The sequence below is a fragment of the Caldicellulosiruptor kronotskyensis 2002 genome (assembly GCF_000166775.1).
GTDB lineage: Bacteria > Bacillota > Thermoanaerobacteria > Caldicellulosiruptorales > Caldicellulosiruptoraceae > Caldicellulosiruptor > Caldicellulosiruptor kronotskyensis.
The window spans coordinates 2,098,200-2,123,510 of record NC_014720.1 but is presented as its reverse complement, the minus strand read 5'-3'; the positions used below and the strand labels follow the sequence as shown (position 1 = coordinate 2,123,510).

Genomic DNA, 25,311 nt, shown 5'->3' with positions numbered 1-25,311 from the left:
AAATGAAAGGGGGAGTTTTGTTGAATGTAAACATTTATGACTTTATATGGCTTGGGATTGCTCTTGCAACTCTTGCAGCTGATATGTTTATAGGTTTTGTTTTGTTTCCGATTTATATATCTGCTTTTGTAGTGTTCATTCTTGACTTATTTATAAACAATATAGCACTTGAAATGGGGATATTTATTGTTTTGGCAATTATTATTTTCTTAATTTTTAAGCCCAAGATTAAAAGATTTCTTCAAAACATGCCAAAAATAGAAAATAAAAGTTTTATATCTGTAGGAGATGAATTTTTTGTTGAAGAAGTATCTGGGGATGGATATTTTGGTAAGATAAAAAAAGACGGAATATTTTATAATATTTATTGTCAAGAAAAACTTCAAATTGGTGATAAGGTCAGGGTTACAAAGGTAGATGGGCTAAAAATCTTTGTTGAAAAAATTGAAAATAAAGTGTAAGGGGGAAATGTAAATGTCAGCAATTGGTTGGGTAATACTTGTTATTGGATTATTTTTAATATTTTTCTTCTCAAGCATAAAGGTTGTCAGGACAAAATACTGCTATGTTGTTGAAAGAATCGGTCAGTTTCACAGGGTTTTAGAACCTGGTGTTCATCTCATAATTCCGTTTATTGATAACGTTAGAGCAAAGGTAAATATGCAGGAAAGAATTCTTGATGTTCCGCCACAGGATGTGATTACAAAGGATAATGTCAGAATAAAAATAGACTCTGTTGTGTTTTTTGAAGTATTTGACGCTAAAATGTGTACTTACAACATTCAAAACTATCAGGCGGCCATTATGTATTCAGTGCTCACAAACCTTAGAGATGTTGTTGGTAACATGACACTTGACGAAATATTTTCATCAAGAGAAGTAATTAACTCAAGACTTACATCTGTTTTGGACCAGATAACAGATAATTATGGTGTTAAGGTTAAAAGAGTTGAGATTAAAGATATTATTCCGCCAGCAGAAATTACCCAGGCAATGGAAAAGCAGATGAAAGCAGAACGAGACAAAAGAGCAATGATTTTAGAAGCAGAAGGTGTAAGAGAAAGTGAAATTGCAAAGGCAGAAGGGTATAAACAGGCACTGATAAAGAGGGCAGAGGGTGAAAAACAACAGAAAATTTTGCAGGCAGAGGGTCAGGCGCAGGCAATAGAGATGGTGGCAAAAGCTCAGGCAAATGCTATTGCATATGTCAACAGAGCAATAAAAGAGAGTGGAACAGATGCGGTTGTCCTTGCAATGAGACAGATTGAGGCTGCAATTGAGATTGCTAAAAATCCAGCAAATAAAGTATATATTCCAACAGATGCCTTCAAAAATCTTGGAACTCTTATTGGCGCTTCTGAGCTAATAAGAACAAATGATAATACAAGTTCTCAATCATCGTCACAATAAAAAGTGGGAAGAGGTGGCAAAACCAAAGATGAGAAATATATATGACATTGCATATGAACTTGCTGCTGCTTTGAAGGAGTCAAGCGAATTTAAAAGATTTAAAGCTGCAAAAGAAAAGATTGAGAAGGATGAAAAGCTAAAACAGATGATTTCTGATTTTAAAAAGAAACAGTTAGAACTTGAACAAAAGCGTCTCAAAGGTGATGAAGTTACAAGCTCAGATGTATACTCCTTGCAACAGCTTTATCAAATAATATCTCTGAATCCAGACATAGAGGAGTATCTTTCTGCTGAGATGATGCTGGCAAAGATAATTGCTGACATTTCAAAAATCATTGCCGACAGTATTGAGCTTAAAGATGAGCTGTGGGGATTTGCAGATAAATAAGCAAAAACAAAAGTGAGGGGATTTGTTCGAAGATGGCAGATAGAATAATTTATGATTATAAAAAGGAAAAGACAAAAAGGCTTTTAAAAAGAATAGGGTTTGTTTTGGCACTGCTGATTTTGATTGCTATTGCGTTTTCAATCGCATTTGATTTGTTTTTGGAGTTAATCCAGATAAGAGAGATTGGTAAGAATTTTGTCAGTGTGTTCTGGAAAAATTTCTATGTAAAACTGTCTGTGCAGATAATTTCTTTTGTTATATTGTTCTTTGTGTTTTTTACAAACAATGCAATTGTGAAAAAGAATATCGAAAGAATTGTAGGGAAAATTGGTTTTTTGAAGAAGAACATTCTCAACATTATTCTTTCAATTTTCTTGGCACTTGTGACAAGTAAATATTTGGAAAACAATCTCTATATAAAGTTTTTGACATTGACGCATTCGAAACCTTTTGATATCAAAGATCCAATCTTTAAGAAAGACATAGGTTACTATGTATTTGAAAGACCATTTTTTCTGACTGTGGTGAATTTCCTCTTTTTCTTGATGATATTTGTATGTATATACACAGTGGTGCTATATTTGCTTCTTTACACAGCTTCATTTGTTAGCAGAACAAGTTCGTGGGATATTCTATCTGACAAAAAGGTCAGGGCTCATATATTTTTCAATCTTATACTCATATTAGTTGTTAAAATGTTCACATTGAAGTATGAAATGGAAGGGCTTTTATACTCTTTCTTTGGAGAGGTTGTTGGTGTTGGGTATACAGACTATTATATTAGAATGAACTATTTTAAGCTTTCCTATATAGTCTTGGCTGCAGTTATTGTTCTTAGTATTTACTTTTTTGCAAAAGGAAAGTACACAAACATCGGAAAAGTTATGCTTTCTTATGTTGGATGGGCAGTTTTGGGGACTATAATTTCAGCAGCTTTTCAGTACTTTGTTGTATCACCAAACGAACAGGTATATGAAAGACCGTTTTTGGAGAAAAATATAAAATTTACACGTCTGGCCTATAATTTAGAAAATATTGAAGAAAAATATTTTCCTATAGACACAACAAATAATATAACGGCAAAAGATTTGCAGCAAAATAAAGCAACAGTTGAAAATATAAGGATAACAGATTTTCCAACTACCCTGGATATACAAAACCAGATTCAGAGGTTTAAACAGTATTATATATTCAACGATGCAGACATTTCAAAATATACCATAAACGGCAGGATAAAATCTGTGTTTATCTCTGCGAGAGAGATAAATTACGATGGCATTCCAACAAAGACATATATAAACCAGAAATTCCAGTATACCCATGGTTACGGTGTTGTTATGAGTCTTATGACAGAGGTGACACCAGAAGGTCAGCCAAAGTTCATAATAAAGGATATTCCTGTAAAAAGTTTAGATGGTGCGCCAAAGGTTACTCAGCCGCGCATATACTATGGAGAAAAGACAGACCCGTATGTGATAGTCAACACAAAGGTTGATGAGATTGATTATCCAGAAGGTGATTCAAATAAGCTCTACAGATACACAGGTCAGGGCGGAATAAAACTCACACCGCTAAACAGACTGATATTTTCATATGTATATAAAGATTTTAGGCTTCTTGTTTCTTCTGCCATTAATTCAAACAGCAAAATTCTTATAAACAGAAACATTATTCAAAGAGCAAAAAAGGTTGCACCGTTTTTGGAATTTGACCCAGACCCATATATCCTAATTGATGGGAAGGGCCGTTTAGTGTGGGTTTTGGATGCATACACAAAGACAAGTTATTTTCCATATTCAGAACCAACTGAAGAGGGTTTTAATTATATCCGTAACTCTGTAAAGGTTTTGATTGATGCGTACAATGGCACCTTGAGGTTCTACATTGTTGACAAGAACGACCCGATTGTAAATGTATACAAGAGCATATATCCTCAGCTTTTTGAAAAAGGAGACATTCCAGAGGATATTGCCGAGCACATACGATATCCGGAGTATATCTTTACTGTCCAAGCAAATGTCTTGAAAAGATATCACATGACAAACCCTAATGTGTTCTACAACAAAGAAGATTTGTGGGATTTTGGTAAACACAAAACCCCTGATGGCTCAATTGACTATATTCCCCCATATTATAGCGTAATGAAACTTCCAGATTCGCAACAAGAAGAAATGATTTTGATGGTACCATTTACACCGCTAAAATATAATACAATGATTGCATGGCTTGCAGCAAAAAGTAGCCAAGAAAATTATGGAAAGCTTGTGCTTTACAAGTTTCCAAAAGGCTCAACTGTTTATGGTCCGCTGCAGGTGGAAAATATGATTGACCAGGACCCGCAGATCTCAAAAGATTTGTCTCTTTGGAATCAGGGAGGTTCTAAAGTAATAAGAGGTAATTTGTTGGCACTGCCTATAAACCAGAAGATTTTGTACATCGAACCAATCTATATTGCATCTGACAACGCATCAGCTTTGCCAGAGGTAAAAAGAGTGATTGCTGCCTGCAACGGCAAAGTAGTAATGGGAAGCAGCCTAAATGATGCTCTCACGCAGCTGATTGGGCAGCAGCTTACACAGACTACTCAAGAGCTACAAACGCCGCAGCAGCAAGGTGCTCAGGAAATTCAAAGCTTTTCTGAGCAGCTTTCCAAGCTAAAAGTTATATTTGAAGATGCTAAGAAAGCATTGAAAGAAGGCAACTGGGAAGAATTTGGCAGGAAGTTCAGAGAACTTGATGAGATGATGAAAAATATAAAATAAAAGAAGAGGCTCTTTGTGTGGATGCCCTCACGAAGAGCCTTATTTTTTTATTTTCTTCTTCACAAATAGAAAATATACAGGCAGGCCAAGTAATGTGATTAGAACAGAAAAAATTGAGTCTGTAGGGTTTGAGAATATGTTGTTTACAAGAATGTATAAACCACTGAAGATTGCGACAAGTGGGGTTATAGGATACAAGAATGTATTGTACCCTTCCTTGTTCTTTCCTTCTCTTTTTCGCTTGATAAATATTCCAATAAAAAACAGAACATAGAATATCCATGTTGAAAACATGGCAAGGTCTTGACTTTGTCAATTAGGAGTGGTTATTGAGCTAACAAAAAATGACAAAGTCTTAATTTATGCGGGTTTTGAAAATAGAAAAATAAAAAATTTTAAAAATTGTAGTGGCAAATTAGAGTCTGAAATATGCTATAAATACTTGACATTTTGAATATTTTGTGGTACAATTATTCAAAATACCTTTGAGGAGCTACCATATGTTTGTCAAAATAACTAATGCTGGCGGTTACCAGTATGTTAGATTAGTCGAAAACTATCGTGAAAATGGCAAGGTTAAGCAAAGAGTGTTATTTAATTTTGGTAGACTTGATCTTCTCAAAAATGATCCTGCTTTTAGAAACATTGTAAAAAAACTATCTGATATTGTTGAAAGAACAACTACTGACAATACAGAAGCTGTTACTATTGAATCTGAAGAGGATGTATCGGATGCAGTTATAAAAAATTGGGGGTACATTGTATTCAGAAAGTTATGGGAAGAACTTGAAATAGATAAATTTTTAAAAGAGAGAGCAACAAGGGGGAGAAAGATAAAATTTGACGTAGACAAAGTAAGTTTTTTAATGACCATACAGAGATTGATAGAACCTATGAGCAAACTGAGAACTTATCATGAGAAGAATAGATATTTTGGATTTGAAGAGGATATAGATTTAAATCAATTATACAGGTGTTTAGATTTTCTTGACAGTATAAAAGAGGATTTAGAGACATACCTGTATCAGAGAAATAGGGATTTATTTAAGATGGTGGTTGATATAGTTTTTTATGACGTGACGACAATATACTTTGAGAGTTGTAGAGCCGATGAACTTAAAAATTTTGGTTTTAGCAAAGACAACAAGATAAATGAAGTACAGGTTGTGTTAGGGCTTTTGGTAGACAAAGAAGGCAGGCCGATAGGTTATGAACTTTTTCCTGGCAATACAATAGATAGCAAAACAATGGTAAAGATATTGAGGAAACTGAAGGAAAAATTTAGTATAGATAAGATAGTGATAGTAGCAGACAAAGGGCTCAACAGCAGATTAAATTTAAAGATGATAAAAGAAGCGGGATATGATTATATAGTAGCAAGCAGATTAAAGAATGCAAGTAAAGAAGTTTTAGATGAAGTATTTGAGCAAGAAGGATATAAAAGGCTTGATGGAAAAAGTTGTTTGAATGCTGAAGAAATTTATGGAGATGAATTCAAATATAAGGTATTGGAAAGAACAAATGTTATCAAGGATGAAGAGGGTAAAGAGTTTAAAATAGAAGAGAGACTGATAATAACGTATTCAAGCAAGAGAGCTAAGAAAGACAAAGAAGACAGGGAAAGACTTGTATCAAAAGCCAAAGAGCTTTTAGAGAACAAAGGAAGTATAACATCCTTAGAGAAAAAAGGTGCGAGGAGATATTTGAAGAAGAAATCAAAGACAGAAGAATATGAATTGGATGAGGAAGCGATAAAACGAGATGAGAAGTTTGACGGTTATTATGCAATACAGACGAGTAAAAAGGATATGGATGTAGAAGAAGTTTTAGGAGCATATCACGATTTATGGAAGATAGAACAGTCATTCAGAGTAATGAAAAGCTGTTTAGAAGTACGACCGATATATCACTTTACAGAAAGTAGAATAAAAGGACATTTTGTGATATGTTTTTTGGCATTTTTATTACAACGGACATTGGAATATATTTTGAGGAAAAAAGGTAAAGAGATAAGTAGTGAAAGGATAATGGAAGCGATAGATTCAATGAATTTTATTGAAATAGAGATAAAAGGGAAGAAATATTTGATAAAGCAAAGGACAGAAGGAGGAGCTATAGACATCCTGAATGTGATGAAGATAAAGGGGCCAAAAAATTTCATGACATATGAGGAAGGTTTAGGATTTATTGGCATTAACAAATGATGTAGTGACAAAATTGAGGTCCAAATTTTGTCAATCCCAGTCCTCCCAAGCTTTTTGAGTTTCAAACTGACAAAGTCAAGAAAATATAAAATAAAAGAAGAGGCTCTTTGTGTGGATGCCCTCACGAAGAGCCTTATTTTTTTATTTTCTTCTTCACAAATAGAAAATATACAGGCAGGCCAAGTAATGTGATTAGAACAGAAAAAATTGAGTCTGTAGGGTTTGAGAATATGTTGTTTACAAGAATGTATAAACCACTGAAGATTGCGACAAGTGGGGTTATAGGATACAAGAATGTATTGTACCCTTCCTTGTTCTTTCCTTCTCTTTTTCGCTTGATAAATATTCCAATAAAAAACAGAACATAGAATATCCATGTTGAAAACATGGCAAGGTCTGTGAGTCTGTTAAAGCTTCGTGTGAAAATATACAAGAGCGAGAGAATAAAAACAAGTATGCTTGAGTTCACAGGTGTTGCGAAACGAGGATGAAGCTTTGAAAATACATTGTTTGCAATAAATCGCTGATTTGTTGCCATGGCATAAGGAATTCTTATACCTGTCAGGGCAAAACCATTCAAGGTTCCAACAATGGAAATAATTATACCAAGTGATATTAGAACCTTTCCAGTACGACCAAATAACTTTTCAGAAATAATGTTTATGGCATTTTCAGCTGCTGCAAGCTTCCCAATTCCAATGACATTAATGTAAGCAATGTTTACAAGTAGATAAACCACCATAACAAATAACATTCCGAATATTAGCACCAAAACTAAGTTCTTTTTAGCATTTTTCATCTCTCCAGCAACATTTGGGACAGAGAGCCAACCATCGTAAGCCCACAGTGTAGATAAAACTGCAAGTCCAAAATTTTCCGTAAAATGTCCATAAGATATAAAATTTTCAGCTTCAATAGGTCTTATGAGACCAAAAAAAATAATCAAAAAAAGGGGTATTAGTTTTAAAACTGTTGCCAAAAGCTGAAAAGCCCCACCATATTTGTTGCCTATAACATTGATTATAACTATTGTTGTCAAGATACTGATAGCTAAAATATCATGTACTAATTGATTTACGTTTAACATACTTGATACTTGGTCTGCAAACAAAACTGATAATGCAGAAAGTATGGCGGGTGTATAAATTAGAGTATTCATCCAACCAAACAAAAAAGAAATTTTATTGCCATAAATTTTTTCAAGATAGACATAAAGCCCACCTGTGTGAGGATATCTTGCTGAAAACTCAGCAGCAACAAGGGCACCGCAAAGTGACATAACTCCGCCTAAAAGCCATGCAAAAAAAATAAAAGCAAAACTTCCAGAGTACTTTGCAACAGGTGTTGCTTTAAAAAATACCCCTGAACCGATTACCATTCCCACAACTAAGGATAGTGCCATCCAGATGTTTAGATTTTTCTTAAGAAGAATGTTGCTTTCCATCTTGCGCCCCCTTTTTGGATAATCTATTTCAAAAGTTGCAAAAGCTTTGTCGCATTTAGCTAAAAATATAACACAGGTAAAATCTTTGTGCAAGATAAATATTATCGTGGTGAAACTTTTTAGCAGTGGTTTGTTTTGAAATGATTTTTGTGTATTTTTAATAATCTCACAACAATTTGCAGAGTAAATTAACAATTTAATTAGTTTAAATTTTAAATAAATCATAGTGACAAAATACCTGAGTTATATTATAATAATTAATAAAAGACATCAAAATCAAATACAAAAACACATAAATACAAAACTATTTAACTTTAGCTTTAAAAATCAAGCATAATTAAACATAAAATCAAAAATTGCACAAATATCGGTTGTAGAAAGGAGCATAAATTATGAAATTTGAACTACTACATCCAGCCGACCAGATAGTAATGATAATGGAAAGGATATATGGTTATGGTATGACAACAACATCTGGTGGCAATATATCAATTAAAGATGACAATGGCGATATCTGGATTACACCCTCTGGCATAGACAAAGGAAGTTTAAGAAGTAGCGATATTGTTCAGGTAAAAGAAAATGGAGAGATTATTGGCAAACACAAACCTTCTGTTGAACTTCCATTTCACGAGATGATATACCGAGCACGGCCTGATATAAAAGCAATAATTCATGCGCACCCGCCATCAATTATGGCATTTTCGCTTGCACGCAAAATTCCAAATACCAAGCTTATTCCAAATGTCCATCTAATATGTGGCGAGGTTGAGCTTGTTGAGTATGCTTTACCTGGAAGTACTGAGCTTGGTCAGAAAATAGCTGAGACTTTCAAAAAAGGGGTATCAACAGCTGTTTTATCAAACCACGGGATTGTTGTAGGTGCAGAAAACCTTTTCAAGGCTTTTATGGCGTTTGAAACGCTTGATTTTTGTGCTCAGCTTGAGATAAGGGCAAGGCTTATTGGTGAACCAAGACAACTCAGACCAAAAGATATTGAGATTTCAAAAGCAAAACAGGATATTCAAATGGATGAATTCATTCCAAAAACATATTCGAGTTTCGAAAGGCTATCAAGAAAAAAGATGTGTGAACTTATCCACAGGGCATATGACCAGAGACTTTTTACAAGCACCCAAGGAACATTTTCACAAAGGCTCAGTGACAATTCTTTTATAATAACTCCTTACATGGTTGATAGGAAGTATATTCAGCCAGAGGATATTGTGAGAATAGAAAATGGGTACAAGGAGGCTGGGAAAAAGCCAAGCAGGTCAGTTCTGTTGCATAAGTTTATTTATGAAAAGCATCCAGATGTCAATGCAATCATAATTGCTCATCCGCCTAACATTATGGCTTTTGCAGTGACATATAATGATTTTGATTCTAAAACAATACCCGAAACTTATATTTCTCTCAGAAACGTTAAAAAAATTCCGTTTGGTTCATCGTTTATGCAGCCAAAAATGACTGCAGATGTGTTTTCTAAGCAGACTCCAGCTGTGATTGTTGAAAATGACTGTGTAATTGTTGTTGGTAAAGACCTTTTAGATGCATTTGACAAACTTGAGGTGCTGGAATTTACTGCAAAGGCCATAATAGACGCAAAGAGGTTGGGTGATGTTGTGTTAATAAGCCAAGAAGAGATTGAAGAGATAGAAAGAGCATTTAAACTGTAAAAAATATTTTGAAAGGGATGATGAGATGGAAAGAAGCAAAACCTTACAAGAACTTGTATGGCTGTGCCAGAAAATTGGCAGGAAAATTGACTATGTTCAGGGTGGCGGGGGAAATATTTCTGTAAAACTTGATTCTCAGTATATGGCAATAAAAGCCTCTGGTTTTAGGCTTGACCAAGTGACAGAAGAAGACGGGTATGTAATTGTAGACTATCAAAAAATAAAAAGCTTTTATGAGAATGTTAATCTTTCACAGGTTAAGGACTATGAAAAAGAAAGTTCAGAAGTTGTTCAAAAGAGCGTCTTAAGTTTTCCCAGTAGGATTTTAAGACCATCAGTGGAGGTAGGATTTCACTCGATTCTTGACAGATATGTAATTCACTCTCACTCTGTATATGCAAATATCCTGACTTGCTCACGTGAAGGCAAATGCTTGTGTTATAAAATATTTGAAGATAGGAAATTTAACTTTATCTGGATACCTTATATCAATCCTGGTTTTTCATTGACCATTGAAATTGCAAACCAGCTTAGAAGCCTGCCAGCTGAAGATAAAAGGCCGAAGGTAATCTTCATGGAAAATCATGGACTTATTGTGTCTTCAGATAATTTAAAAGAAGCATATGAAGTGCATGAAAGGGTTAACCTTTTGATAAAAAGGTGGTTCAAAATAAGAGGACGATATCCGTCTTGTGTGCTAAAACAAATTGGTGATAACAGATATCAGAGCAGAACAAGGTTTATCTTGGATTTTATAAAATCAGAAATGTTTGAAGTTGAACTATTTGAAAAATATCCTCTTTATCCTGACCAGCTTGTTTATATAAACTCAAGTCTGTATGCAGAAAATCCAAAGATAGAAATAGATTTGCCAAGAGGCAGAGTTATATACAATGCAGCCTATTCAGAGGCGCTTGCAACTGAAGAGACTTTGCTTGCTTATCTTTATGTGATATCTAAAATAAACAAGTTTGGTCTTACTATAAAAACTATGTCACAGAATGAAATGGAGTATATCAAAAACTGGGAGAGTGAAAAATATAGAAAAGAACTATTAAAGAAAATGGCAAAATAAGAAGGCAACAAGTAGGCACAACTGCTTGTTGCCTTTTAATTTGGTAAAAAGTATTATTTTTTAATCTGATTTTGACCACATTTTAAGGCCAATATTTTTAAAATATTCAATTCTGTCTCTTAAATTTGGAAATTTTTCTTGCATTTTATCTGAAAAAAATCCAAGGTCTTTGTCCTCTGTTGCCATTATTTCATGTCCAATCAAAGCCCATGTAGTATTTATCAAATGTTTAAACTCATCCTGATTTAATGCTTCACATATAAAACTTTGGCGAGGTGAGTTTATGTCTTCACCGCTTATCTGAAGAAAGTCATATTTTTCGCATAAGTTTTTTACTCTTTTGAGCTGAGTAAGAGTATTTCTTGACGGCATGTATGTTACTGCTTTTATGCCAAGCTCATTTAAAACCTCAAACAGAAGCTCAAGATAATCATCTTCAAATTTTTCACTTCTTTTATCGCCTGTTACAGATTCAACAATATCACCAAGATATGCGTATGCAATTATTGCACCTATCTTATATGAAAACTCTACAACCTCTTTTATGTCAGGGCACTCTTCTGTGGCATTTATATAGAACTTTGGAGTAAAATCGCTCTTGAGAAGACCTAACAGGTCATATTCATAAAAAGGGTTTTGCTCATCGCTGAGAAAACTTTCTATCTTTTTACTAATCTTAATTTTCAATTCATTTTTTAGAAAATTTACCAATTTCCTTCCTTTGCCAACTCTTTCAATGATTTTTTTTGCAAGAGCAAAAAGTATATGTCTTTCTGTGACAGTTCCGCCTTCTTTATATTTTGAAATACTCACAACATCCTTTTCAAAATTCAAAGCAATTTCGTACTTTGAGAGAAGGTTATTAATATTTTGTACCATCAGTCTATTTCTTTTCATTCTTCTTTCGATATACGGTTTGAAAAATTTCATTACAGTTTCAACTTGGTTATGTGGAATTCCATGAATTGCAACATACGCAATTGAATGTTGGTCAGGATTATTTATTTTTTTGCCAGAAAGCAAGGTTTTTGAAAAGTCAGCTCTACACTCAACACCAATTGTTGTTGCAATACCTGCTATTTTCCCGGCAGAGATAAATTCTTCACTGCCTGCTATGGTGTCATGGTCCATTATACCTGCTGTCGGAAGACCACTTTTTGCCGCCATGTAGATTGCCTTTGAAGGAGAGTAAGGTGAAAATGAGTAGAATGTATGTATATGATTGTTAATGACGCTGTTTTTTGGTGGCAATGAAATCTTGCCTTGCCTGACAAGCTCAAAAAACACTGAAAGAACTTCAAGTCTTCTCTCCTTATCTTCATGATTTAGTTCTTTTTCAAGATCAAACTCAACTTGTGCCATGTTTCAAATCTTTCTCCTTTTTCAAGATTTATCTCATTTCCTGACCACCTGTTACATTTATAGCTTGCCCTGTCATGTAGCTTGCTTCATCAGATGCTAAAAATACGAGAACATTTGCAACATCGTCGTATGTGCATGCACGCCTGAGTGGTACTTGGCTCAAATATTTTTCTCTTATCTGTTCTGGTGTAAGTCCTTGATTTTTGGAGTACTGCTCATAAAGGCTGTTTACCCACAGAGGCGAGTCAAGAAGATTTCCCGGGCATATAGCATTTACTCTTATCCCATACTCTGCAAGCTCAAGTGCCAAACTCTGGGTAAGGCCAATTCCACCAAACTTTGATGCAGAGTATGCAGAGTTTTTGTATGATCCTTTCTTTCCGGACTTACTATTTATCTGGATTATATTTCCTTTTCGACGGGGAATCATAACCCTTGCTGCGGCTCTTGCACACAAGAAATATCCAATGAGGTTTACATCGATTACCTTTTTCCACTCAGCAAGTGAAAATTCTGTAATAGGTTTTGCAATCAGTATTCCGGCATTTGCAACCATCAAATCAAGCTGGCCAAAAGTTTCAATTGTCTTGTCAACCATTGCCTCAACCTCTTCTTCGTTTGTAACGTCACACTTTACAGCAATAGCTTCAGATAGCTCACTTGCGACTTTCTGAGCACCTTCCAAATTTATATCTGCAACAACAACCTTGCATCCTTCTTTGTCAAGTCTTCTTGCTAAAGCCTCACCAAGTCCCTGGGCAGCCCCTGTAACAATCGCAACCTGTCCCTCTAATCGTTTACAGCTCATATTACTCTACCCCCTTTGATATTGTTTTAACATGTTGTCTTTTTGCTCTATCTAAAATTAATTATACAATATGTGTTGTGTTTATGTCTATATCAATTTGATTTATTTTTGAGTTTATTGATTTTTGGACTAAGATGTATTATCATTATCTTATGACAACATTGATGTTATAGTTAAGATTTTGATTTGTAAAGGAGGATATAAAAATGAAGACAAAAGCTGTGAGATTATATGGCAAAAATGATTTGAGACTTGAAGAATTTGAACTTCCACCAATAAAAGAAGACGAAATCTTGGCAAAAGTAATTTCTGATAGTCTTTGTATGTCTTCTTACAAGGCAGCAATTCAAGGAAGTGACCACAAAAGAGTACCAAAAGACATAGATAAAAACCCTGTTATAATAGGTCATGAGTTTTGTGGGCAAATAATGGAAGTAGGTAAAAAGTGGCAGAATAAATTCAAGCCAGGTGACAAATTCACAGTTCAGCCTGCGCTGAACCTCAAAGACAATCCGTATGCAGCACCGGGATATTCGTTCCAGTACATTGGTGGTGATGCAACGTACATCATTATTCCAAATGAAGTAATGGAACAAAACTGTCTTTTAAAATATGAGGGTGATGCATTCTTTTACGGTTCACTGGCAGAGCCAATGTCGTGCATTATTGGTGCATTTCATGCAAGCTATCACACCCAGCCAGGCAAGTATATACATAAAATGGGTACATTAGAAAACGGTTTTATGGCAATCTTAGCAGGTGCTGGTCCAATGGGGCTTGGGGCTATTGACTATGCTGTGCACGGCCCTAAACCACCAAAACTGCTTGTTGTAACAGATATAAACCAGGAAAGGTTAGATAGAGCAGCCTCAATATATACTCAAGAGGATGCTAAAAAGCATGGTGTTGACCTTTATTATGTCAATACTGCCAATATAGACAATGTTGAGAATTATCTTATTTCATTTACTGATGGCAGAGGCTTTGACGATGTGTTTGTCTTTGCACCAGTCAGAGAACTTGTTGAACTTGCAGATAAAATTCTTGCAAGAGATGGGTGCATAAACTTTTTTGCAGGACCGAGCGATCCCAATTTTTCAGCACTTTTGAACTTTTACAATGTCCATTACAACTCAACACACGTTGTTGGAACAAGTGGTGGAAATACCGATGACATGATTGAAGCGCTTGATTTGATGGCAAAAGGTATCGTCAATCCTGCTGCAATGATTACTCATATTGGAGGACTTAATTGTGTAGCGCAAACAACTCTAAATCTTCCCAAAATCCCTGGCGGAAAAAAGCTTATATACACAAACATAGAGCTTGACCTTGTGGCAATAGAAGATTTCAAAGAAAAAGGTAAAGAAAATCCTCTTTTTGCAGAGCTTGCAAAGATTGTTGAAAGAAATAATGGTCTTTGGTGCAAAGAGGCAGAAGATTTTCTTTTAGAAAACGCAAAAAAGATATGACAGTTAAAGTAAAAAATTGGCAAAGATGAAAGGAAGATATGCCAAATGTGTATAAATGTCTGTTATTTAGAAAAGGTAGACTATCAGGAAGCTCTTTTTATTCAAGAGATTATTTGGTCTTTAAGGGTTGAAAAGAAGATTGGTGACACACTGCTGCTGCTTGAACATCCACCTGTTATCACAATAGGAAGACGTGGCAGCAAGAAAAACATACTTGTGTCAGAGGAATTTTTAGAGAAAATGGGTGTCAAGGTGTTTGAGGTAAGCCGTGGTGGGGATGTGACATACCACGGTCCTGGTCAGCTTGTTGGGTATCCAATTTTTGATTTGGCTTTGACAGATAGAGACATAAAAAAGTTTGTGTATCTTTTAGAAAAGGTTTTTATAAGGCTTTTAAAAGACCAATATGCAGTTGAAGCGCGCAGGGATGAAGATAAATACACGGGTGTTTGGGTTGGCAATGACAAGATAGTTGCCATAGGTATAGCAGTTAAAAAGTGGGTAACCATGCACGGGTTTGCTTTCAATGTAAATACAAATCTTGAACACTTTTCATGGATTGTCCCGTGCGGACTGAAGGATAGAGGTGTTACATCCTTAGAAAGACTGATTGGAAGCACAATTCGGTTTGAAGATGTGGTTGATAAGGTTCAAACTTATTTTGGAGAGGTTTTCGGCAGGAGTTTGAATATCTTTAACAAAGAAGAGCTTTTCAATTTGCTAAAAATTCAAACACAAGAAGGTATGGAAAGATGAGCTATCTAAAAAAGCCTGATTGGCTAAAGATAAGAGTAAAGGCTGATCAAAAAATAGATGATGTAATAGAAATTTTAAAAATGTTTTCTCTTCACACAGTGTGTGAAGAAGCTCAGTGTCCAAACATTTATGAGTGTTTTTCAAAAAAAACTGCTACGTTTTTGATTATGGGAGATGTATGCACAAGAAACTGCACTTTTTGTGATGTCAAGAAAGGAAAACCTGTGAAGTTAAAAAGTGATGAGCCCAAGATGGTTGCAAATGCAGTAAGTACATTGGGACTAAAGTATGTTGTTATAACCTCTGTTACAAGGGATGATTTGCCAGATGGAGGGGCTTCTCATTTTGCAGAGTGCATAATGAGCATAAAAGGAAAAAGCCCATACACAAAGATTGAGGTTCTAATTCCTGACTTTAAAGGTAGTTTTGAATCAGTTTTAAAGGTTGTAGAAGCTTCACCTGATGTTGTTGCACACAACATAGAGACCATCGAGAGATTATATCCATCTGTAAGACCGTTGGCAAGTTATAAAAGGTCGATTGATGTCTTGAGGATGATAAAAGAGATTGATAAGAATATATTTACAAAATCGGGTATCATGGTTGGACTTGGTGAAACAAAAGATGAAGTTAAAAAGGCACTTGAAGACTTAAGAAATGTAGAATGTGATTTTGTAACAATAGGACAGTATCTATCTCCTTCCAAAAATCACCATCCTGTTGTTGAGTTTATTCATCCGGATGTCTTTGAAGAGTACAAAGAGTTTGCAATTTTAATTGGATTTAAGTTTGTTATGTCAGGTCCTCTTGTGAGAAGTTCATATATGGCAGAGAATGCAAAAGATATAATTGAAAATATTCACAAAATATAAAATTAGAAATACAAAAATCAAAATAATATTGACAAAAAAACAAACAAAATGATACTATTAAATTGGAGATGAAAAAAGTTAACATGATAGATGAAAAAATATATCAAACATATTGAAATAAATAAACAGCTAAAATGGAGGTCATTGATATGGCAACACCTGTAATAATGCCCAAGCAAGGGCAGACTGTTGAAAGTTGTATAATTACAAAGTGGCACAAGAAAAAAGGTGATAAGGTTGAGGTTGGCGACCTTTTATTTTCTTATGAGACCGACAAGGCAAGCTTTGATGAGGAAGCAAAGGTAAGTGGTGTGCTTCTTGACATTTTTTTTGAAGAGGGTGAAGAGGTTCCTGTCTTGACAAATGTGTGTGTGATTGGTGAACCTGGTGAGGATGTACTTAAGTTCAATCCAAAGACCTTCTTGGAAGCTCAAAAAGATGACATCTCACATTTGCAGACATCTGAACAAGATATGCCGATGGAAACTCAAGCAAAAATTCCAGGTGACTATTCTCCAATTGAAGGGAAAATAAAAATTTCGCCTAGGGCAAAGAACTTAGCTGAAAAATTAAATGTTGATTTTAGGTTTGCAAAACCTTCAGGACCAGATGGAAGAATAATTGAAAGAGATATTTTAAAACTTTTTAAATCAGGTCCAGTGTTCACGGCTGCGGCAAAGCAGGAAGCAAAAGAAATTGAAGAGGCTAATGTTTTAGAATCAACTGGCATTGGTGGGAGAGTCACAACTTTTGACATTGAAAGGGCAAAGCAGGAAAGCTATGTCTCAAAAACTTCTGAGTCTTCTGTACAGAATGTAGAATATGAAGATGTGCCGCTATCTAACATCAGAAAGGCAATCGCAAAGGCTATGTATGTATCTCTTACCACAACAGCTCAGCTGACATTACATACATCATTTGATGCAAGTAAAGTCCTTGAGTTTAGAAAGAAAGTAAAAGAAAACAAAGAAAAACTGGGACTTGAGGATATAACAATAAACGATATAATCCTTTTTGCTGTCTCAAGGGTTTTACCAAAACACAAATCGCTCAATAGCCATTTTTTGGATGATAAAATGAGATATTTCAAAAATGTTCATCTTGGGTTTGCAGTTGATACAGAGCGTGGTCTTATGGTGCCAACAATATTCAATTGTAACCAAAAGAGTTTGAGTCAAATCTCGAAAGAAGCAAAGGAGCTAATTGGCCTTTGCAAAAAAGGAACAATCTCACCAGACCTTTTAAAAGGAGCAACATTCACTGTCACTAACTTAGGAAGCTTTGGCATAGAAAGTTTTACACCTGTCCTAAATCCTCCTCAGACAGGGATTTTAGGTGTAAATACAATTGTCCAAAGGCCTAAGGAAGAAGATGGACATATAAAATTCTATCCAGCGATGGGACTATCACTAACATTTGACCACAGGGCGTTAGATGGAGCCGATGCAGCAAAGTTTTTGAAGGATTTAAAGGAGTTTTTAGAAAACTTTGATTTGCTTTTGGCACTCTGATTTTTTTAGAAAGGGTGAAAACTTAGATGAAATACGACCTTATAATCATAGGTGGTGGTCCTGCAGGGTATCTGGCAGCAGAGAGAGCTTCAAAAGGAGGACTAAAAACGCTCCTGATAGAAGAAAGGTATTTGGGCGGTGTTTGCCTCAATGAAGGCTGTATTCCTACAAAAACTTTACTGTACAGTGCAAAGATTTTAGAAGGGGCAAAGCACGGTTTTAAATATGGTGTTGAAGTCAAAAATATTACGTTAAACCATAAAAAGGTACTTGAAAGAAAAGACAAAGTAATAAAAACTCTTGTGACAGGAATAAAAAGTAAGCTCAGAAAAAGCGGTGCTGAAATACTCAGCGGCCATGGAGAGATTTTGGGAAGAAATAGCAAAGGATATATTGTAGCAGTGGGCGATAAAGAATTTGCCACAGATAGGCTCTTGATTGCCACCGGTTCTTCGCCTTTCATTCCGCCAATTGAGGGTATGAAAGAGGGGCTTCAAAGAGGTTTTGTGCTAACCAGTCGAGAAATGCTTGAGATTGAAAGTGTGCCAGCATCGATGGTTGTGATTGGTGGGGGGATTGTTGGGCTTGAGATGGCATCATATTTCAATTCGGCAGGTTCAAAAGTGACTGTGATAGAAATGCTTGACTACATTGGTGGCAGCATGGACAGGGAAATTTCGAATATACTGCTTGAAGCATACAAGAAAAAGGGAATTGAGTTTGAACTTTCAGCAAGAGTTATTAAAATTGATGACCGAAAAGTGGTGTATGAAAAAGATGGAAAGATATTCGAAAAAGAGGCAGAGAAAGTTTTGCTGAGCGTCGGAAGAAGACCAAATATCACAGGGTTTGGACTTGAAAACATAGGAGTTGAGGTTGAAAAAGGGTGTGTAAAAACAGATGAGAGAATGAAGACAAATGTTCAAGAGGTGTATGCTGCGGGGGATGTAAATGGAAAGCTCATGCTTGCTCATACAGCCTACAGAGAAGCAGAGATTGCTGTATGGAATATGCTTGGAAGAAGAGTGAAGGTGAACTATGATTCTATTCCTTCTGTTGTATATACAAATCCGGAGGTTGCATGGGTGGGCGAGAGTGAAGAGTCGGCAAAAGAAAAAGGCTTAGAATATGAAGTTGCAAAGCTTCCCATGCTTTACAGTGGGAGGTTTGTTGCCGAAAATGAAGAATTTGACGGCCTTTGCAAGATATTGATTGATAGAAAGAAACGAACAATACTTGGCTGTCACATGATAGGAAACTACAGCTCAGAAATAATTTTCGGTGTTGGTGTGATGATTGAGGCACAACTGAGAGTTGAAGATATAAAAGATATTGTATTTCCACATCCGACGGTTAGTGAAATTATAAGAGAGGTTATATTTGAACTATAGAATTTGTGGGGGGAGGTTGGTTTAAAGATGCCAAAGTCACAGTTTATTGACCCGAACGAGGTAAGAAAAAGTGGCTGGATAAAATTTTTTGATATTCCTGTAAATCAGTATAACAAAACCTTAGAAGAGGAGAGACAGAACTTTTCGGATGACCAGCTGATTAGAATTTACAGAGATATGTTTATAATCCGTGAATTTGAAACAATGCTCTCTTTAATAAAAACAACTGGGGAGTACAATGGAATAAAGTATGATTATCCAGGACCGGCACACCTGTCGATTGGTCAGGAAGCAGCAGCGGTGGGTCAGGCTTTTGTGCTTGATAAAGATGACTTTATATTTGGTTCACATAGAAGTCATGGAGAGGTTATTGCTAAGGGCCTTTCAACAATTGAAAAGCTCAGTGACAATGAGCTTTTAAAAATTATGGAAAGCTATTTTGATGGATCAATACTTAGAGTTGTGGAAGAAAACTTAAAAAATATCTCAAGTATTAAAGAACTTGCAGTCAACTTTTTCTTGTATGGCACTCTTGCCGAGATATTTGGAAGAGAAACAGGTTTCCAAAAAGGTCTTGGCGGATCCATGCATGTGTTCTTCCCACCATTTGGAATTTACCCAAACAATGCAATTGTTGGCGGGTCTGCTGATATTGCAGTAGGAGCAGCTTTATTTAAGAAAATCAATAAGAAAAATGGCATTGTTGTTGTCAATATTGGCGATGGTTCGATGGCGTGTGGACCTGTATGGGAGGCTATGTGCCTTGCTTCAATGGACCAATACAAAAAATTGTGGGATGATGAATACAGAGGAGGGCTTCCAATAATCTTCAATTTTATGGACAACCAATATGCTATGGGTGGGCAGACACGTGGCGAGACAATGGGATATGACATGCTTGCAAGAGTGGGAGCAGGCGTTAACCCTGAACAGATGCATGCCGAGCGTGTTGATGGCTACAATCCACTGGCTGTAATTGATGCAATGAGGAGAAAGAAATACCTTCTTGAACAAAAACAGGGTCCGGTTCTTTTGGATATTGTCACATACAGGCTCACAGGCCACTCTCCATCTGACTCATCTTCCTACAGGACAAAAGAGGAGGTTGAGGCATGGGCAGCTCAAGACCCAATAGTAACTTATAAGGATGAGCTAATCAAAGCAGGTGTTGTGACAGAAGAAAAGATAGAGGAGATTCAAAGCTATGTGAAAGAGCTTATAACAAAGATATGCGCTCTTGCTGTTGATGAAAATGTTTCGCCAAGAATAAATCTTGTGAAAGACTCTGATGGTATAGCAAGATATATGTTCTCAAACCAGAAGATTGAGAAGATGGAAGACAGAACTCCTGAAGTTTTGATTCCAAAAGAAGAAAATCCGCGCTTAAAACAGATAAAGAACAAAATAAGAGTAGGAATTGTTGATGGGAAACCTGTTCCAAAGGCAAAGGTGTTCAATCTCAGAGACGCAATATTTGAAGCGTTACTTGACAAGTTCTACACAGATCCAACACTTATCTCATACGGGGAAGACTTGCGCGACTGGGGCGGAGCTTTTGCGGTCTACAGAGGACTTACAGAGTCTTTGCCATATCACAGACTATTTAACACCTGTATCTCAGAAGGTGCAATAGTTGGGTCTGCAGTGGGATATGGGATGTGTGGTGGCAGGGTTGTTGTAGAGATAATGTACTGCGATTTTATCGGAAGAGCAGGGGATGAGATATTTAACCAGCTTGCAAAATGGCAAGCAATGAGCGCAGGAACGTTGAAAATGCCTGTTGTTGTGAGGGTTTCTGTTGGTTCAAAATATGGTGCACAACACTCACAGGACTGGTCTTCTATTGTTTCTCACATTCCTGGACTTAAAGTTGTATTCCCAGCAACACCTTATGATGCAAAAGGTCTTATGAACAGCGCACTGTCTTCCACAGACCCAGTGATATTTTTTGAAAGCCAAAGACTGTATGATATTGGAGAACTTTTCCACAAAGAAGGTGTCCCGGAAGGGTATTATGAGATTCCAATCGGCGAACCTGATATCAAAAAAGAAGGTAAGGACATTACAATCCTGACAGTTGGAGCAACGCTGTACAGAGCACTTGATGCAGCCAAGATCTTAGAAGAAAAGTATGGAGTGAGTGCTGAAATCATCGATGCAAGAACGCTCGTACCTTTTAACTATGAGAAGGTGATTGAATCTGTCAAAAAAACAGGAAAAATTGTGCTTGCATCTGACGCATGTGCAAGGGGCTCAATTTTGAAAGACATGGCAGCAACAATCGCCGACCTCGCATTTGACTATCTGGACGCACCACCTGTTGTAGTTGGTTCTAAAAATTGGATTGTCCCAGCATACGAATTTGAAAACTATTTCTTCCCGCAAGCTGACTGGATTATTGATGCAATCCATGAAAGGATTATGCCACTTAAAGGTCATGTGCCAAAGAACAACTTCACTACAAATGAGATTTTAAGGACAAATAGACTTGGTATATAATACTTTTAAATCCAAGATGAGTTTTCGGGATGTGGTGTTGTGAATGATTTTAGAAAGAAAAAAATCCTTGATATATTAGAACAAAAAGGGGAAATCCAGCTTCAAAAACTCAAAGAATTTTTTCCAGATGTATCTACCATGACGCTGCGACGTGATTTGATTGCGCTTGAAAAGGAAGGCCATCTCATTCGGACGCATGGTGGTGCTATCAGCACAAAGAAGCTGTGGCAGCTGACTGGCCAGGAAGACGAATATTCAAAGCGTGCTCAGGAAAATATTGAAGCAAAGATGAAGATTGCAAATATTGCAAAAGGACTTGTTGAAAAAAATAGGTCAATATATTTTGACGCAGGTTCCACCATCATGTGTCTTGCCAAAATCCTCGAGAGTGACAATTATACAATCATTACAAGCGGGCTTAACATTGCACTTGAGCTTGTTAAAAAGAAAAATATTTTTGTTGTGATGCTGGGAGGAATTGTCAATAGCAATACCTTATCAGTGTCTGGTCCAAATGCCATATTTTCTCTTGATAGAATGAACATTGACATTGCCTTTATGAGCGCATCAGGTTTTTGTCTTGAAGCAGGATTTAGTGTATCAAATGCATATGAAGGTGATCTCAAAAGAAGGATAATTGAACGGAGTCAGAAAGTAGTTATGCTTATGGACACTTCAAAAGTAGGCAAAAACATGCCGTTTTCGTATGCAAGGCTTGATGAGATTGACATTTGGATTTGCGAAAGAGAACTTCCTGAAGACATTGAAAAGGCTGCTCGAGAATGTGGTGTTAAGATTTTATATTGAAGGAAAAAGGGAGGGAAGGTTTTTTATGAGCTCAAGTTATGAAAAGATTCTTGCCGATTACGAAAGGGCAAAAGAGGTTTACAAAGAATATGGTGTTGAGACAGATGAAGTCTTAGAAAAGATGAAGAGAATTAGTATTTCACTTCACTGCTGGCAGGGCGATGATGTGACAGGGTTTGAAGAAGCGACAAAAGGGATGGGCGGTGGCGGAATTTTAGCAACAGGAAACTATTTTGGCAGGGCGAGAAACGGCGATGAACTCAGGTCTGATTTAGAGTTTGCTATGAGTCTTATCCCTGGCAAGCACAAGGTAAATCTTCACGCTATATATGCTGAGACAAATGGGAAAAAGGTTGACAGGGATGAGCTTTCAATTGACCACTTTGAAAAGTGGCTTAAGTGGGCAAAAGAAAAGGATATAGGGCTTGATTTTAATCCCACATTTTTTGCTCATCCAAAGGCACAGTCAGGATATACTCTCTCAAGTACAGATAGAGATATTAGAAATTTCTGGATAAAGCATGGAATAAAATCAAGAGAAATTGCATCCCAAATAGGGAAAGAACTAAAAAAGACTTGTATAAACAACATTTGGATTCCTGATGGGTCGAAAGACTTTACAGCAAAGAGGTATGAGTACAGGAAGATTTTGAAAGAGTCTTTAGATGAGATATTTGCTGCGTCGGTTGACAAAACATACCTTGTTGATTCTGTTGAGAGTAAGCTTTTCGGAATTGGGTCTGAGGCGTTTGTTGCTGGGTCTCATGAGTTTTACATGGGCTATGTTTTTACAAGCAAGCATGATATAGCAATTTGTTTTGACCTTGGACATTTCCATCCAACAGAAAGTGTGGCTGACAAGATTTCATCAATTTTAGCATTTTCAAAGAAGGTGCTTTTGCATTTGAGCCGCGGTATGAGATGGGACAGTGACCATGTTGTTGTGCTAAACGATGAAGTGGTGTCTGTTTCGCAGGAAGTAAAAAGAGCAGATGCTTTTGACAGGGTGTTTTTTGCATTGGACTTTTTTGATGCAAGCATAAACAGGATTACTGCTTGGGTGACAGGTGCAAGGTCTGCATTAAAATCAATTTTGTACGCTTTGCTTGAACCAACACATCTTTTAAATGAAGCTGAAAATGAAGGAGATTTTGGTAAACGGCTTGCGCTTTTAGAAGAGTTCAAAACTTTGCCATTTGGTGCTGTGTGGAACAAGTTCTGCTATGAAAGTGATGTTCCTGTTGGAAGTAGCTGGCTTGACAAGGTGAAGGAATATGAAGATAAGGTATTGAAAAACAGAATATAAAACAAAAGAGGCTGCAGCTTGCGGATAGAGTACATAAAACCGGCTGCAGCCCTTTTTATATCCACATTATTTAAATGGATTTTCGTCCTTGTAGAGCATATTTGCTGGTTGATTGAACGATATGTCATCAACACCCAGCATTTTCATTGCGTCAAATAGAACTTTTCCAACATGTTTGAATGCAACTGCTGTATGATGAGGGAATCTCTTTTGAATCAGAACGTATCTGTAGAATCTTCCCATTTCTTTTATTGCAAACACACCAATTCCACCAAACGAACGTGGGTCAACGTCAATTACCTCACCCTGTGCAACGTACGACCTGAGCAAACAATCGGCTGTTGACTGAAGCCTGAATATTGTTATTTCACCAGGTTTTATTGCACCTTCAAGTGTTCCGCGTGTGATGTCGGGTTCTTTGTCAGGTTCCAATAGTCTGTGCATAATAAGCTGGTATCTCATCTCTGCATATTTCATGTGGCAAATTGGAGTATTTCCGCAGTGGAATCCCATGAAAAGGTCTGTTGGCTTGTAATCTTTGAACTTGTCCTTGTTTGCCTCGTACATATCTTTTGGTACTGTGTTGTTTATATCGAGGATTGTTGCGGGAAGCTGTGTTGCAAGTGTCACTATATACTCGCTCAGTGCCCCGTAGATATCAACCTCACATGCAACTGGAATACCTTTTGATGCAAGCCTTGCGTTTACATAGCATGGAACAAATCCAAACTGTGTCTGAAAAGCTGGCCAGCATTTGTTAGCAAATATTGCAAATTTGCAGCTGCCGCGATATTTTTCATACCAGTCCATCAAAGTGAGCTCATATTGAGCAAGCTTTGGCAAAATACCTGGATGTTTGTTGCCAGTGCCAAGCTCATCTTGCATTTGTTTTACAATCTCAGGTATACGTGGGTCATCTTTATGATTGTTGAATGCCTCAAACAGATCAAGCTCAGAGTTTTCCATTATCTCTATGCCAAGGTCATAAAGAGGCTTTATTGGTGCATTGCAAGCAAGAAAATCCTGTGGACGTGGTCCAAAACTGAAGATTTTAAGGTTCTTTACTCCTATCACAACCCTTGCAACATCTACAAAATGGGCAATCATGTTTGCAACCTCGCTGCTATCTCCAACAGGATACTCAGGAATGTAAGGATTGAGCTTTCTAAGACCTATATTGTACGAAGCGTTTAGCATCCCACAGTAAGCATCGCCACGACCATCAAACAGGTTTTCTTGTGTCTCTTCAGCTGCTGCGACAAACATGGAAGGACCATTAAATTTTTGTGCAAGCATTGTTTCAGGTCCTTCTGGACCAAAGTTTCCAAGGTACACAACAAGAGCATTTACATCTGCTGATTTGAGTTCGTCTAAGGCTTTTAAAACGTCGTTTTCATTTTCTACTGTTGTCTTTGCCTCAAAGATGTCAATGCCAAGACGTTTGCACTCTTCAACCACTGCTTTTCTTCTCTTTTCGGAAAGTGTGACTGGGAAACAGTCTCTGCTGACTGCCACAATTCCAAGTTTTACTTCAGGTATGTTTTGAATCATCTTAAATGTTCCCT

The 25,311-nt window shown here is 36.6% G+C and carries 19 protein-coding genes; 15 read left to right on the top strand and 4 right to left on the bottom strand.

The features are described 5' to 3' along the window. Positions 1-20: 20 nt before the first annotated feature. The 5 genes from CALKRO_RS09820 (at position 21) to CALKRO_RS09795 (ending at position 6,764) form a co-directional block, all read left to right on the top strand. The gene (locus CALKRO_RS09820) at positions 21-461 is read left to right on the top strand and encodes an NfeD family protein (RefSeq protein ID WP_013430865.1); all 441 of its coding nucleotides are present in this window, start codon (positions 21-23) and stop codon (positions 459-461) included. A gap of 13 nt (positions 462-474) precedes the next feature. Then, a complete protein-coding gene (locus tag CALKRO_RS09815) occupies positions 475-1,410 on the top strand; it encodes an SPFH domain-containing protein (RefSeq protein ID WP_013430864.1) in 936 nt (311 codons plus the stop codon). A gap of 28 nt (positions 1,411-1,438) precedes the next feature. Beyond that, the gene (locus CALKRO_RS09810) at positions 1,439-1,798 is read left to right on the top strand and encodes a YlbF family regulator (protein ID WP_013430863.1); all 360 of its coding nucleotides are present in this window, start codon (positions 1,439-1,441) and stop codon (positions 1,796-1,798) included. Between the two features lie 32 nt (positions 1,799-1,830). Further along, positions 1,831-4,560, top strand: a complete 2,730-nt coding sequence (locus CALKRO_RS09805) for a UPF0182 family membrane protein (RefSeq protein ID WP_013430862.1) — start codon at positions 1,831-1,833, stop codon at positions 4,558-4,560. A gap of 500 nt (positions 4,561-5,060) precedes the next feature. Next, positions 5,061-6,764 (top strand): IS1634 family transposase, encoded by a 1,704-nt coding sequence (locus CALKRO_RS09795; RefSeq protein ID WP_013429287.1) that lies wholly within the window; start codon positions 5,061-5,063, stop codon positions 6,762-6,764. A gap of 133 nt (positions 6,765-6,897) precedes the next feature. Here CALKRO_RS09795 and CALKRO_RS09790 read toward each other — a convergent pair whose 3' ends face one another. Beyond that, complete coding sequence (locus CALKRO_RS09790; protein WP_041741700.1) at positions 6,898-8,208, bottom strand: APC family permease; 1,311 nt, start codon at positions 8,206-8,208, stop codon at positions 6,898-6,900. A 392-nt stretch (positions 8,209-8,600) separates the two neighbouring features. Here CALKRO_RS09790 and CALKRO_RS09785 point away from each other — a divergent pair, with 392 nt between their 5' ends. Next, on the top strand, positions 8,601-9,887 hold the full coding sequence (locus tag CALKRO_RS09785) for a class II aldolase/adducin family protein (protein ID WP_013430859.1): 1,287 nt from the start codon (positions 8,601-8,603) through the stop codon (positions 9,885-9,887). Positions 9,888-9,912: 25 nt separating this feature from the next. Then, entirely contained in the window at positions 9,913-10,962 is a 1,050-nt protein-coding gene (locus CALKRO_RS09780; protein ID WP_013430858.1) for a class II aldolase/adducin family protein, read from the top strand. Between the two features lie 60 nt (positions 10,963-11,022). On the opposite strand, the gene CALKRO_RS09775 is transcribed toward CALKRO_RS09780, so the two are convergent. Next, a complete protein-coding gene (locus CALKRO_RS09775) occupies positions 11,023-12,324 on the bottom strand; it encodes a PHP domain-containing protein (RefSeq protein ID WP_013430857.1) in 1,302 nt (433 codons plus the stop codon). Positions 12,325-12,352: 28 nt separating this feature from the next. Beyond that, complete coding sequence (srlD, locus tag CALKRO_RS09770; protein WP_013430856.1) at positions 12,353-13,132, bottom strand: sorbitol-6-phosphate dehydrogenase; 780 nt, start codon at positions 13,130-13,132, stop codon at positions 12,353-12,355. A 206-nt stretch (positions 13,133-13,338) separates the two neighbouring features. On the opposite strand from srlD, the gene CALKRO_RS09765 reads away from it, so the two are divergent. From CALKRO_RS09765 to CALKRO_RS09730, 8 genes are all read left to right on the top strand, one after another. Then, positions 13,339-14,604, top strand: a complete 1,266-nt coding sequence (locus tag CALKRO_RS09765; RefSeq protein WP_013430855.1) for a zinc-binding dehydrogenase — start codon at positions 13,339-13,341, stop codon at positions 14,602-14,604. 45 nt (positions 14,605-14,649) lie between these two features. Beyond that, positions 14,650-15,360, top strand: a complete 711-nt coding sequence (gene lipB / locus CALKRO_RS09760; protein WP_013430854.1) for a lipoyl(octanoyl) transferase LipB — start codon at positions 14,650-14,652, stop codon at positions 15,358-15,360. Continuing rightward, positions 15,357-16,232, top strand: a complete 876-nt coding sequence (gene lipA, locus CALKRO_RS09755) for a lipoyl synthase (RefSeq protein WP_013430853.1) — start codon at positions 15,357-15,359, stop codon at positions 16,230-16,232. Before lipB ends, lipA begins: the two co-directional genes overlap by 4 nt. A 149-nt stretch (positions 16,233-16,381) precedes the next feature. Continuing rightward, entirely contained in the window at positions 16,382-17,743 is a 1,362-nt protein-coding gene (locus tag CALKRO_RS09750) for a dihydrolipoamide acetyltransferase family protein (protein ID WP_013430852.1), read from the top strand. Between the two features lie 26 nt (positions 17,744-17,769). Continuing rightward, entirely contained in the window at positions 17,770-19,134 is a 1,365-nt protein-coding gene (gene lpdA / locus CALKRO_RS09745) for a dihydrolipoyl dehydrogenase (RefSeq protein ID WP_013430851.1), read from the top strand. Between the two features lie 27 nt (positions 19,135-19,161). Further along, complete coding sequence (locus tag CALKRO_RS09740) at positions 19,162-21,633, top strand: alpha-ketoacid dehydrogenase subunit alpha/beta (protein ID WP_013430850.1); 2,472 nt, start codon at positions 19,162-19,164, stop codon at positions 21,631-21,633. Between the two features lie 39 nt (positions 21,634-21,672). Next, positions 21,673-22,440, top strand: coding sequence for a DeoR/GlpR family DNA-binding transcription regulator (locus CALKRO_RS09735; RefSeq protein ID WP_013430849.1), 768 nt, complete (start codon positions 21,673-21,675; stop codon positions 22,438-22,440). Positions 22,441-22,465: 25 nt separating this feature from the next. Further along, positions 22,466-23,746, top strand: a complete 1,281-nt coding sequence (locus CALKRO_RS09730) for an L-rhamnose isomerase (protein ID WP_013430848.1) — start codon at positions 22,466-22,468, stop codon at positions 23,744-23,746. Between the two features lie 66 nt (positions 23,747-23,812). On the opposite strand, the gene CALKRO_RS09725 is transcribed toward CALKRO_RS09730, so the two are convergent. Then, a complete protein-coding gene (locus CALKRO_RS09725; protein WP_013430847.1) occupies positions 23,813-25,297 on the bottom strand; it encodes an L-fucose/L-arabinose isomerase family protein in 1,485 nt (494 codons plus the stop codon). Positions 25,298-25,311: the final 14 nt, after the last annotated feature.